Raw genomic sequence first — 12,145 nt, forward strand, 5'->3', positions numbered from 1 at the left:
GCCGCTTACTGTTCGAGCTCGGCGAGGATCGTCGACGACGCGTAGACCTTCTCGCCGATCGACACCTTCGCGCGGCTGCCGAGCGGCAGATACACGTCGACGCGCGAACCGAAGCGGATGAAACCGTAGCGCTGGCCGCGCGACAGCGGCTCGCCGGCGCGCACGTAGCAGAGGATCCGGCGGGCGACGAGGCCGGCGATCTGCACGGCGGTGACGGTCTTGCCGCTCGCCGTCTGGATCACGACCGCATTGCGCTCGTTCTCGGTCGACGCCTTGTCGATCGCCGCGTTCAGGAACGCGCCCGGGAAGTACTCGACCTTGGAGATCGCGCCGTCGACCGGCGAACGCTGCGAATGGACGTTGAAGACATTCATGAACACGCTGATCTTCAGCGCTTCGCGGTTCGCGTACGGATCCTGCGTGGTCTCGACCGCGACGATGCGGCCGTCGGCCGGGCACAGCACCGCATTCGGCTGCGCCGGGATCGGGCGCTGCGGATCGCGGAAGAACTGGACGACGAAGACGAGCAGCAGCCAGAACGGCCACGCGAAGCCGAAGCCCCCGACGGCGTGGATCAACAACGCGATGACGGCTGCAATCGCGATGAACGGCCAGCCTTCGCGCGCGATGATCGGATGAGGATAGTTCATGGGTTCGTTCGGTGTTCGGTGAATTGCAAAGCCCGTAGGATAGCAAAAGCCGCCCGGGGCACTGCTGCCTTCGGACGGCTTTTTGAAACCGACCCTCCACTCGAAGGGCCGGAGCAGCACGCGGTGCTTAGTTCTTCGTCTGGTCGACGAGCTTGTTCTTCGCGATCCACGGCATCATCGCGCGCAGCTTCGCACCGACCTGCTCGATCTGGTGCTCGGCCGTCAGGCGGCGGCGCGACTGCAGCGTCGGGGCGCCTGCCTTGTTCTCGAGAATGAAGCTCTTGGCGTACTCGCCCGTCTGGATGTCGGTCAGGCACTGCTTCATCGCCTTCTTCGTCTCTTCCGTGACGACGCGCGGGCCCGTCACGTACTCGCCGTACTCGGCGTTGTTCGAGATCGAGTAGTTCATGTTCGCGATGCCGCCTTCGTAGATCAGGTCGACGATCAGCTTCAGTTCGTGCAGGCACTCGAAGTACGCCATTTCCGGCGCGTAGCCGGCTTCGACCAGCGTCTCGAAACCTGCCTTAATCAGCTCGACGGTACCGCCGCACAGCACGGCCTGCTCGCCGAACAGGTCGGTTTCGGTCTCTTCACGGAAGTTCGTCTCGATGATGCCGGCACGGCCGCCGCCGTTCGCTGCCGCGTACGACAGCGCGATGTCGCGGGCCGCGCCCGACTTGTTCTGCGCAACCGCGATCAGGTGCGGCACGCCGCCACCTTGCGAGTACGTGCCGCGCACGGTGTGGCCCGGCGCCTTCGGCGCGATCATGATCACGTCGAGGTCGGCGCGCGGGATCACCTGGCCGTAGTGGACGTTGAAGCCGTGCGCGAATGCCAGTGCGGCGCCCTGCTTGATGTTCGCGTGCACTTCCTTCGCGTACACGTCGGCGATCTGCTCGTCCGGCAGCAGCATCATGACGACGTCCGCGCCCTTCACCGCTTCCGCGACTTCCTTGACCGCGAGGCCTGCGTTTTCAGCCTTGCTCCACGACGCGCCGTCCTTGCGAAGGCCGACCGTCACGTTCACGCCGCTGTCCTTCAGGTTCAGTGCGTGTGCATGGCCTTGCGAGCCGTAGCCGATGATCGTGACTTGCTTGCCCTTGATGAGGGAGAGGTCAGCGTCTTTGTCGTAGAAAACGTTCATGATGGTTCCTTCGCTAATTCAAAAATTCAACAATTCGTTCAGATGGAGTACTGCGGGCCGGGACATGACGGCGCACCCGGCGTGCCTCTTTGGCAATTTCGGCATCACACCTTCAGGATGCGCTCGCCGCGTCCGATGCCGGAGCTGCCGGTACGCACGGTCTCTAGGATCGCGGTGGCGTCCAGCCCCTGGATGAATGCGTCGAGCTTGTCGCTCGCGCCCGTCAATTCGATCGTGTAGGTCTTTTCGGTCACGTCGATGATGCGGCCGCGGAAAATGTCCGACATCCGCTTCATTTCTTCGCGCTCCTTGCCCACTGCACGTACCTTGATCAGCATCAGCTCGCGTTCGATGTGTGCACCGTCGGTCAGGTCCACCACTTTCACCACCTCGATCAGGCGGTTCAGATGCTTCGTGATCTGTTCGATCACGTCGTCGGAGCCAATGGAAACGATGGTGAGCCGCGACAGCGATTGGTCTTCGGTCGGCGCCACCGTCAAGGTTTCGATGTTGTAGCCGCGTGCGGAAAACAGACCGACCACGCGCGACAGCGCGCCCGGTTCGTTTTCCAGCAGGACGGAAATGATGTGTCTCATGTTCGCTTCTTCCAGAATGTGTCCGTGTCGATTCACTCGCGCCGCGCGCCGCCCGGTGCCGCACCGCCCTTCGTGAAGGCGGCCGCTCCCGGCCTGGACGCGCGTCGCGCCGTTACAGATCTTCCGATCCGAGCAGCATCTCGGTGATGCCCTTGCCGGCCTGTACCATCGGCCAGACGTTTTCGGTCGGATCGGTCTGGAAGTCGAGAAACACGGTGCGGTCCTTCAGGCGCAGCGCTTCCTTCAGCGCCGGCTCCACATCCGAGGTCTTTTCGATCCGCATGCCGACATGGCCGTACGCTTCGGCGAGCTTCACGAAATCGGGCAGCGCATCCATGTACGAATGCGAATAGCGCTTGCTGTATTCGATCTGCTGCCACTGGCGGACCATGCCGAGATAGCGGTTGTTCAGCGAAATGATCTTCACGGGCGTGTCGTACTGCAGGCAGGTCGACAGTTCCTGGATGCACATCTGGATCGAGCCTTCGCCCGTGATGCACAGCACGTCGTCGTCCGGGTGCGCCATCTTGACGCCCATCGCTGCCGGCAGGCCGAAGCCCATCGTGCCGAGGCCGCCGGAGTTGATCCAGCGACGCGGCTTGTTGAAACGGTAGAACTGCGCAGCCCACATCTGGTGCTGGCCGACGTCCGAGCACACGAACGCGTTGCCGTCCGTCAGCTCCCACGCCTTCTCGACCACGTACTGCGGCTTGATGATCTCGCTGTCGCGGTCGAACTTCAGGCAGTCTTTCGCGCGCCAGCTTTCGATGTCCTTCCACCATTGCGCGAGCGCTTCGGTGTCGGGGCCATGCTCGGCCGTCTGCAGCTGCTCGATCAGCTCCTTCAGCACTTCCTTCACGTCGCCGACGATCGGGATGTCGACCTTCACGCGCTTCGAGATCGACGACGGGTCGATGTCGATGTGAATGATCTTGCGCGGACGCGACGCGAAGTGCGCCGGGTCGCCGATCACGCGGTCGTCGAAGCGCGCGCCGATCGCGATCAGCACGTCACAGTGCTGCATCGCCATGTTCGCTTCGTAGGTGCCGTGCATGCCGAGCATGCCGAGGAATTTCTTGTCCGACGCGCGATAGCCGCCGAGGCCCATCAGCGTGTTCGTGACCGGGTAGCCGAGCAGGTCGGCGAACTGGTTCAGTTCGCGTGCCGCATCGGCGAGGATGATGCCGCCGCCCGTGTAGATATAGGGACGCTTCGCCGACAGCAGCAGCGACACGGCCTTGCGGATCTGGCCCGAATGGCCCTTCGTGACGGGGTTGTACGAGCGCAGCGACACGCTCTTGACCGGCTCGTACTGGCACGGCGTCTTCGAGATGTCCTTCGGGATGTCGATCAGCACCGGGCCCGGACGGCCGGTGCGGGCGATGTAGAACGCCTTCTTGACGGTTTCCGCGAGGTCGCGCACGTCCTTCACGAGGAAGTTGTGCTTTACGCACGGACGCGTGATGCCGACCGTATCGCATTCCTGGAACGCGTCCTGGCCGATCGCGGCAGTCGGCACCTGGCCGCTGATCACGACCATCGGGATCGAATCCATGTAGGCCGTCGCGATGCCGGTCACCGCATTCGTGACACCGGGGCCGGACGTCACGAGACAGACGCCGACATTGCCGGTGGAACGCGCATACGCATCGGCTGCGTGCACGGCCGCCTGTTCGTGGCGCACCAGCACGTGCTGAATCTTGTCCTGCTTGTAAAGCTCGTCGTAGATGTAGAGTACCGAGCCGCCGGGGTAGCCCCAGATGAATTCGACGTTTTCGTCGGCCAGTGCCTTCATGAGCACGGTGGCGCCGATGGAGTCGCTATCGGGAGGGGAAAGGGGTTCCGACGTGGAGAATTCCGCGCTGGGCATGTTCATTTTGACCTTTCGAATTTTCGGCAAAAAATTGATCGGGTGCTCTCTGCCGGGCTTGTGGCTCGGGTTCAAGCGGCGCGTCCAGTTTGAAGGGCGGGCTTCTTGGGCCAGCCTCAAATGAGACCATCACTTCATGTTGCGAATCGCTGACGATAGCGGGTCATGATTGGGTCGTCAAGCAAAATATCCCGCAGCGCATCATGCGCCCCGCCCGGCGGGCCGCGGACGCGGCTCGCAAGCAACGGGGCGAGCCGCAACCGGTGCCAAGTCGCGCGAAAATTTGTTAGCATCCGCGGGTTTTACGAAATTTTTCGACCTTTCACACGCCGCAGTCCGCAGCGCATACCTTTACGGAATGGCATCAGACAAGGAACTCGCCGACTTTCTGGCGGGCGTCGAAAGGCGCGCGTTCAAGCAGGCTGCGTACGCCGTGCGTGACGACGATGCGTCGCTCGACATCGTGCAGGACGCGATGATCAAGCTGGCGGAGAAATACGGCGACCGGCCGGCGGCCGAACTGCCGCTGCTGTTCCAGCGGATCCTGCAGAACGCGATCCACGACTGGTTCCGCCGGCAGAAGGTCCGCAACACCTGGGTCACGCTGTTCTCGTCGCTCAACAATACGGACGACGAGGACTTCGATCCGCTGGAAACGCTCGAGTCCGCGGACGACAATGCAGGTGTCGAGAGCACCGAGCACCGCCTCGAGCGGGAGCAGGTTCTGGCCCTGATCGACGAAGAAATCCAGAAACTTCCGACGCGTCAACGGGAAGCGTTCCTGATGCGTTATTGGGAAGATATGGATGTCGCCGAGACTGCCGCCGCAATGGGGTGCTCCGAAGGCAGCGTCAAGACGCACTGCTCGCGAGCCACCCATGCCCTGGCGCAAGCGCTCAAGGCCAAAGGAATCACGCTATGAGCTCCGCTCCCGTAAATCGAGAACACGAATTCGCGCTGAAGGTCCGCCGCGCACTGGACGAACGTGCCGCGGCGCTGCCTGCCGCGACCACCGATCGTCTGGCCGTCGCGCGCCGGGCCGCGCTCGCGCGCAAGAAGCCGGAAGCCGCCACCGCGCCGGTGTTCGTGCCCGCCTTCGCCGGTGCCGCCGCCGCATACGGCACGCCGCCCGCGAGCCGTCCGCAGACGTCGTTCGCGCGCCGCCTGCTGCGCGCGTGGCCGCTCGCGCTGCTGCTCGCGGGGCTCGTCGGCATCGCGTACTGGGAAGACATGCAGCGCACCGCCGAACTCGCCGACATCGACGCGGCGATGCTCAGCGACGACCTGCCGCTCAACGCGTATCTCGATCACGGGTTCAACGCGTATCTTTCGCACACACGCTAACAAACAGACAATAACGAGGGGATCGCACGGGTGAGTCAGAAACGCGGCCTGGCCGTATTTTTCGGATGCGTGATCGCGATCGCCATTTCCTACGTCGCCACCTATTCCCGATTCAACCCGCCCCCCGCGACGGTCTCCGCCGCGGCCAGCAGCGCGCCCGCGCCGACCTCGGCCGCAGCCGGCCTGACCACCGAACTCGCCCCGCTGCCCCTGCCGCTGCCGGCCGCCAACGGCCCGCTCTCGTGGGCGCGCCTGACGCCCGCGCAACGCGAGGCACTCGCGCCGTTCGCCGATCAGTGGGATGGCTTCAGCGATGCGCGCAAGCGCAAATGGCTGAAGATCGCGTCCCGTTTCGCGAAATTGACGCCCGATGAGCAGAAGCACCTGCAGGACAGGATGTCCGAGTGGGCGCGGATGACGCCCGAGCAGCGCCGCGTCGCGCGCGAGAATTACCAGAGCGCGAAGGAGCTTTCCGCGCAGGCGCGCGAGCGCGCATGGAAGGCCTACCAGCAACTGCCCGAAGAACAGAAGCAGCGCCTCGCCGCGACCGAGCGCCGGCGCCGGCCGAGCGTCGTCAGCGCGCCGCCGACCGTCGCCGACCGCGACGTGCGCCGCCTCGTCAATTCGCACGAACATCCGGCGAGCAACCCTGTTGCGGCACCGGCGCCCGCATCGGTCGGCGCCGGCGCGCCGCCGGTGACCGCATCGGCCACGTCCGGCACCGCCCCCGCACCCGCGACCGTCACGCCCGTGTCGCCGGCCGACGCGCCGTCGATGTTCAAGGGCTCCTGACCCGCCGTGGCAAGCGCCCCCGCACCCGAGGCCCGGGCCGTCGCCGCCGCGCCGTCCGTGCGGCGGCGCCTCGCGGCGATGCTGTACGAAGCCGTGCTGCTGTTCGGCGTCGTATTCTTCGCCGCCCTCGCCTTCAGCCTCGCGACGCAGCAGCGCAACGGCCTCGTCCATCACAACCTGCTCGCCGCGTGGATCGCACTCGTCGTCGGCGCGTACTTCGTCTGGTTCTGGACCCATGGCGGCCAGACGCTGCCGATGAAGACCTGGCGGCTGCGGCTCGAATCGTCGAACGGCCGGCCGCTGAACGCCGGCCACGCGCTCGTCCGCTACGCGCTCGGCTGGCTGTGGTTCCTGCCGCCGCTCGCACTGCATCCGCTCCTCGGCCTGTCGGTGCCCGTCACGCTCGCGCTCGCCGCCGCATGGATCGTCGTATGGGCCGGCGCCGCCCGCCTGCATAGCGATCGCCAGTTTCCGCACGACCGCATCGCCCGCACGCGCGTCGTCGCGATTCCACGCTGACCGCGCGGTTCGCGTGATCGCGGGACGGCTCCGTGCATCCGTGCATCCGTGCATCCGTGCATCCGTGCATCCGTGCATCCGTGCATTCGTGCATTCGTGCATTCATCAGATAAAACCCCTCGAAACCGCCCACACGCCCGCCCCGCGCGGCTTGCACGGTAACCGCAGGCCGGTCGGTTCGGCAGATTACGCAACACCGCCACATTCACTGCTAAACACGCCGCGACGACAGTAATAAGAACGTCTCGTGACTGTCACGGCATGGTCACGCCCGCATGGCGCAATGCCGGTAATGTCAACCGGCGCGAGTCATGCATGGGCCAGAAAACGTCCGCGACCTCCCTGTTCCGTCAACCGCTCGGCGCCCGCGCCGTCACCGCCTTCCTGTCCGGCTCGGCCGCAACCGATGCCCTTTCGCCGCACGAACCGGCGGCCGCACACGTCACGCAGCGCGACGACCCCGAGCCGTCCACCCATCGCTACCGCACGATCTGGCTGTCCGACATCCATCTCGGCTCGAGCGGCTGCCAGGCGCCGTACCTGCTCGATTTCCTGCGCCACAACGATTCGGAATACCTGTACCTCGTCGGCGACATCATCGACGGCTGGCAGCTGAAGAAGGGCTGGTACTGGCCGCAGGCGCACAACGACGTCGTGCAGAAGGTGCTGCGCAAGGCGCGCAAGGGCACGCAGGTCGTCTACATCCCGGGCAACCACGACGAAGGCGCGCGGCAGTTCTGCGACCTCGCGTTCGGCGACATCCAGGTGCGCGGCGAGGCGTTCCACACGACGCTCGCCGGCAAACGTTTGTGGATCGTGCACGGCGACCTGTTCGACGGCGTGATCCAGCACGCGAAATGGCTCGCGTATCTCGGCGACACGCTCTACACGCTGATCCTCGTGCTGAACCGCTGGTTCAACCGGATCCGCAGCCGGCTGGGCTTCCAGTACTGGTCGCTGTCGCAGTACCTGAAGCATCAGGTGAAGAACGCGGTGAACTTCATCTCGCAGTTCGAGACGGTGATGACCGACGAGGCGCGCCGCCGCGGCTGCGACGGCGTCGTGTGCGGGCACATCCACAAGGCGGAGATCCGCGACATCGACGGCGTGCTGTACTGCAACGACGGCGACTGGGTCGAGAGCCTGTCCGCGCTCGTCGAGACGATGGAAGGCGAACTGAAGGTCGTCTACTGGACGGCGATGCGCACCGCGCCGTCCGCTGCCCCGTCGCGCAAGGCCAAGGCCACTGCCTGACACAACTCCACTTACAGGACACATGCCGCGATGAAGATCATGATCGTCACCGACGCGTGGGAACCGCAGGTCAACGGCGTCGTGCGCACGCTGAAGAGCACCACCCGTGAACTCACCGCGCTCGGCCACCGGGTCGAAATGCTGACGCCGCTGGAATTCCGCACGGTGCCCTGCCCGACCTACCCCGAGATCCGCCTGTCGATCCTGCCGTACCGCAAGCTGCGCGCGCGGATCGATGCGTTCGCCCCCGACGCGCTGCACATCGCGACCGAAGGCCCGCTCGGCCTCGCCGCGCGACGCTATGCACGCGCGCGCAAGCTGCCGTACACGACCGCGTATCACACGCGCTTTCCGGAATACGTGCAGGCGCGCTTCGGGATTCCGCTGTCGGCGACCTACAAGTTCCTGCACTGGTTCCACGGGCCGTCGCTCGCGGTGATGGCGCCGACCCCGGTCGTGAAGCAGGACCTCGAGAAGTTCGGCTTCACGAACGTCGTGCTGTGGACGCGCGGCGTCGATCTCGACATCTTCCGGCCGATGGAGTCGAAGGTGCTCAACACCGCCCGGCCGATCTTCCTGTACGTGGGCCGCGTCGCGATCGAGAAGAACGTCGAGGCGTTCCTGCGCCTCGACCTGCCCGGCTCGAAGTGGGTCGCGGGCGAAGGTCCGGCGCTCGCCGAGCTGAAGTCGCGCTACCCGGAAGCGAACTATCTTGGCGTACTGTCGCAAGCCGAGCTCGCCAAGGTGTATGCTGCGGCCGACGTGTTCGTGTTCCCGAGTCGCACCGACACGTTCGGCCTCGTGCTGCTGGAGGCGCTCGCGTGCGGCACGCCGGTCGCCGCCTACCCCGTCACGGGCCCGATCGACGTGCTCGGCGGGGGCGCTGCCGGCGCGATGCACGAAGACCTGCAGGAAGCCTGCCTGGAGGCGCTGAAGATCGAACGCGAGACGGCCCGCGCGTGGGCCGAACGCTTCTCGTGGCGCGCGGCGTCCGAGCAGTTCGCGTCGCATCTGAAGCCGCTGCCGAAGACTGCGTACTCGCCCGCCGAAGGTGCCGCCGTTTGAAACGAGACCTGAACGACAAGACCCCGTCCCCTGCCATCACGGCGCCACTGCATCGTCCGTTCGACGAAGAAGAGCCGCACGCCGACGCGGACGTGCACCCGCACGAACCGCTCGGCCCCGACGATCGCCTGGCGCCGCTGCCGCCGAACCCGTACAAGCGCCACCGCGGCATCACGCGCGCGTGGTACGCGCTCAAGCATTCGCTGAACGGGTTTCGCGTCGCGATCCGCGAGGAGAGCGCGTTTCGCCAGGAACTCACGCTTGCCGCGCTGATGCTGCCGATCGGTGCGTTCTCACCGGTCCCCGCCGCATCGCGCGCGCTGCTGATCGCGTCGGTGCTGCTCGTGCTGATCGTCGAGCTGCTGAACTCGAGCGTCGAGGCCGCGATCGACCGCATCTCGCTCGAGCGTCACGAATTGTCGAAGCGCGCGAAGGATCTCGGCAGCGCGGCGGTCACGGTCGCGCTGTTCGCGTGCGTGACGACGTGGGGCTTCGTGCTCGGGCCGGTGATCGCCCGCTGGCTCGGCTTCTAGCAACCCCCGCGACGCCGCCCGCGTGCGGCGGCGCACCATGCGCGGAACGCATCGCGATCACGAAATGCGCCCGATGCAAGGAAACCGCGGTTTATAATCGTCCGCCAGACTTAGAACAGCAACCCGCGCCGGACGAATCCCGCAGCATCGATTGCAGCGCCCGCCAGTCCGGCACACACAGGGCCGGACGACATGGAAGCGAAACCTCCCCGCCGCACCCGCGAACGGATTCTCGAGTTGTCGTTGAAACTCTTCAACGAGATCGGCGAGCCGAACGTCACGACCACGACGATCGCCGAGGAAATGGAAATCAGTCCAGGCAACCTGTACTACCATTTCCGCAACAAGGACGACATCATCAACAGCATCTTCGCGCAGTTCGAGCAGCAGATCGAACGGCGGCTGCGCTTCCCCGAAGATCACCGTCCGACGATCGACGAGACCTGGTCGTACCTGCAGTACATGGCCGATTTCATGTGGACCTACCGGTTCCTGTATCGCGACCTCAACGACCTGCTCGCGCGCAACCGCACGCTCGAGACGCACTTCAAGCAGATCATCAGCCACAAGGTGCGCTTCGCGCACGAGATGTGCGAACTGCTCGTGTCCGACGCCGAAATGGTCGCGACGCCCGCCGAGATCGAAGTCATCGCCACCAACATGGCGGTGATCTCGACGTACTGGCTGTCGTATCAGTACGTGATGCATCCGCGCAAGTACAACGACCAGGACGCGATCCGCGAAGAGCTGCACCAGGTGAGCATGCACGTGATCTCGATCATGGCCCCGTACCTGCGCGGCCGTTCGCGCCAGCTGTTCGACGATCTCGTCTCCGGCAAGCTGCCCAAGCGCCAGTTCACCGACTACCTGCCGCCGCGCGACGGTTCGCCGCGCCCCGCGGGCAGCCCGGTCGCCGCCAAGCCCGCCGCGAAGGATACGAAACAATGAAGGCAGTCTGTGTGTACTGCGGCTCGTCGTCCGGCGTGCGGCCCGTCTATGCGGACGCTGCGCGCGCATTCGGCCGTGCGCTCGTCGATGCGGGCCTCACGCTCGTCTACGGCGGCGGCCGCGTCGGTTTGATGGGCGTGATCGCCGACGAAGTGATGGCGGCCGGCGGCCGTGCGGTCGGCGTGATCCCCGAGTTGCTCGTCGACAAGGAAGTGGGCCATACGGGGCTGTCCGAGCTGCACGTCGTACCCGACATGCACCACCGCAAGAAGATGATGGCCGACCTGTCCGACGCGTTCGTCGCGATGCCCGGCGGCGCCGGCACGCTCGAGGAATTCTTCGAGGTCTATACGTGGGCGCAACTCGGTTATCACCGCAAGCCCGTCGCGCTGTACAACATCGATTCGTTCTACGATCCGTTGATCGCGCTGCTGCGCCATACGGTCGACGAAGGCTTCATGCGCCCGGCCTACTTCGACGCACTGTGCATCGACGCCGAGCCGGTCGCGCTGATCGAACAGCTGCGCCGCTACCAGCCGCTCGCCCAGGACAAATGGGCAACCGACGCGGCCAAGTAACGTTGATCAGGAGCCGCACGCGATGCCCGCACCGTCCGAACGCAAGGCCGTCCTCATCACCGGCGCGAGCCGCGGCATCGGCCGCGCAACCGCCGTGCTCGCGGCCGGGCGCGGCTGGGACGTCGGCATCAACTACGCGCGCGACGCGGCGGCCGCCGAACTGACCGCGCAAGCCGTTCGCGACGCCGGCGCGCGCGCCTGCGTCGTCGCCGGCGACGTCGCGAACGAAGCGGACGTCATCGCGATGTTCGATACGGTCGCGACCGCGTTCGGTCGCCTCGACGCGCTCGTCAACAATGCGGGGATCGTCGCGCCGTCGCTGCCGCTCGCCGACATGCCGGTCGAACGGCTGCGGCGGATGTTCGACACCAACGTGCTCGGCGCCTACCTGTGCGCGCGCGAAGCCGCGCGCCGGCTGTCCACCGATCGCGGCGGGCGCGGCGGCGCGATCGTCAACGTGTCGTCGATCGCGTCCCGGCTCGGCTCGCCGAACGAGTACGTCGACTACGCGGGCTCGAAGGGCGCGGTCGATTCGCTGACGATCGGCCTCGCGAAGGAACTCGGCCCGCACGGCGTACGCGTCAACGCGGTGCGCCCCGGCCTGATCGAGACGGAAATCCACGCGAGCGGCGGCCAGCCGGGCCGCGCGGCACGCCTCGGCGCGCAGACGCCGCTCGGCCGCGCGGGCGAAGCGCAGGAGATCGCGGAAGCGATCGTCTGGCTGCTCGGCGACGCGGCGTCTTACACGACGGGCGCCCTGCTCGACGTCGGCGGCGGTCGGTAATCCCGCCCCAAAAGGCGGAAAAACGGCCGACCGCGGCCGTCCGTGGTCACGACACCACAAATCTCCAC

At 65.8% G+C, this 12,145-nt stretch carries 14 protein-coding genes; 10 read left to right on the forward strand and 4 right to left on the reverse strand.

The window, feature by feature from the left end; genetic code table 11:
- Positions 1–5: 5 nt before the first annotated feature.
- The 4 genes from U4Z64_RS16410 to U4Z64_RS16425 all read right to left on the reverse strand — a co-directional run bounded on the left by U4Z64_RS16410 (position 6) and on the right by U4Z64_RS16425 (position 4,266).
- Positions 6–650, reverse strand: a complete 645-nt coding sequence (locus U4Z64_RS16410; protein ID WP_039370565.1) for a phosphatidylserine decarboxylase — start codon at positions 648–650, stop codon at positions 6–8.
- A 127-nt stretch (positions 651–777) separates the two neighbouring features.
- On the reverse strand, positions 778–1,794 hold the full coding sequence (gene ilvC / locus U4Z64_RS16415) for a ketol-acid reductoisomerase (RefSeq protein ID WP_044844673.1): 1,017 nt from the start codon (positions 1,792–1,794) through the stop codon (positions 778–780).
- Between the two features lie 104 nt (positions 1,795–1,898).
- A complete protein-coding gene (ilvN, locus tag U4Z64_RS16420) occupies positions 1,899–2,390 on the reverse strand; it encodes an acetolactate synthase small subunit (RefSeq protein ID WP_034207977.1) in 492 nt (163 codons plus the stop codon).
- A 112-nt stretch (positions 2,391–2,502) separates the two neighbouring features.
- A complete protein-coding gene (locus U4Z64_RS16425) occupies positions 2,503–4,266 on the reverse strand; it encodes an acetolactate synthase 3 catalytic subunit (RefSeq protein ID WP_321802123.1) in 1,764 nt (587 codons plus the stop codon).
- A gap of 352 nt (positions 4,267–4,618) precedes the next feature.
- Here U4Z64_RS16425 and U4Z64_RS16430 point away from each other — a divergent pair, with 352 nt between their 5' ends.
- The 10 genes from U4Z64_RS16430 (at position 4,619) to U4Z64_RS16475 (ending at position 12,077) form a co-directional block, all read left to right on the forward strand.
- Complete coding sequence (locus U4Z64_RS16430; protein WP_040144687.1) at positions 4,619–5,182, forward strand: RNA polymerase sigma factor; 564 nt, start codon at positions 4,619–4,621, stop codon at positions 5,180–5,182.
- The gene (locus tag U4Z64_RS16435; RefSeq protein ID WP_044844675.1) at positions 5,179–5,604 is read left to right on the forward strand and encodes a DUF3619 family protein; all 426 of its coding nucleotides are present in this window, start codon (positions 5,179–5,181) and stop codon (positions 5,602–5,604) included. The genes U4Z64_RS16430 and U4Z64_RS16435 overlap by 4 nt, the downstream gene beginning before the upstream one ends.
- A gap of 30 nt (positions 5,605–5,634) precedes the next feature.
- Positions 5,635–6,396 (forward strand): DUF3106 domain-containing protein, encoded by a 762-nt coding sequence (locus U4Z64_RS16440; protein ID WP_321810991.1) that lies wholly within the window; start codon positions 5,635–5,637, stop codon positions 6,394–6,396.
- Between the two features lie 6 nt (positions 6,397–6,402).
- Positions 6,403–6,915: an RDD family protein gene (locus U4Z64_RS16445; protein WP_321820497.1), complete on the forward strand. Its 513-nt coding sequence runs from the start codon at positions 6,403–6,405 to the stop codon at positions 6,913–6,915.
- Positions 6,916–7,230: 315 nt separating this feature from the next.
- Positions 7,231–8,169, forward strand: coding sequence for a UDP-2,3-diacylglucosamine diphosphatase (locus U4Z64_RS16450; protein ID WP_044844678.1), 939 nt, complete (start codon positions 7,231–7,233; stop codon positions 8,167–8,169).
- A 30-nt stretch (positions 8,170–8,199) separates the two neighbouring features.
- The gene (locus U4Z64_RS16455; RefSeq protein ID WP_044844679.1) at positions 8,200–9,234 is read left to right on the forward strand and encodes a glycosyltransferase family 4 protein; all 1,035 of its coding nucleotides are present in this window, start codon (positions 8,200–8,202) and stop codon (positions 9,232–9,234) included.
- Positions 9,231–9,767: a diacylglycerol kinase gene (locus tag U4Z64_RS16460; RefSeq protein WP_044844680.1), complete on the forward strand. Its 537-nt coding sequence runs from the start codon at positions 9,231–9,233 to the stop codon at positions 9,765–9,767. Before U4Z64_RS16455 ends, U4Z64_RS16460 begins: the two co-directional genes overlap by 4 nt.
- 192 nt (positions 9,768–9,959) lie before the next feature.
- Entirely contained in the window at positions 9,960–10,715 is a 756-nt protein-coding gene (locus U4Z64_RS16465; RefSeq protein ID WP_044844681.1) for a TetR/AcrR family transcriptional regulator, read from the forward strand.
- Positions 10,712–11,293, forward strand: coding sequence for a TIGR00730 family Rossman fold protein (locus tag U4Z64_RS16470; RefSeq protein WP_044844682.1), 582 nt, complete (start codon positions 10,712–10,714; stop codon positions 11,291–11,293). The genes U4Z64_RS16465 and U4Z64_RS16470 overlap by 4 nt, the downstream gene beginning before the upstream one ends.
- 22 nt (positions 11,294–11,315) lie before the next feature.
- Positions 11,316–12,077, forward strand: a complete 762-nt coding sequence (locus tag U4Z64_RS16475; protein ID WP_124522480.1) for an SDR family oxidoreductase — start codon at positions 11,316–11,318, stop codon at positions 12,075–12,077.
- Positions 12,078–12,145: the final 68 nt, after the last annotated feature.

It is taken from the genome of Burkholderia sp. BCC1996 (genome assembly GCF_905339955.1).
Lineage (GTDB): Bacteria > Pseudomonadota > Gammaproteobacteria > Burkholderiales > Burkholderiaceae > Burkholderia.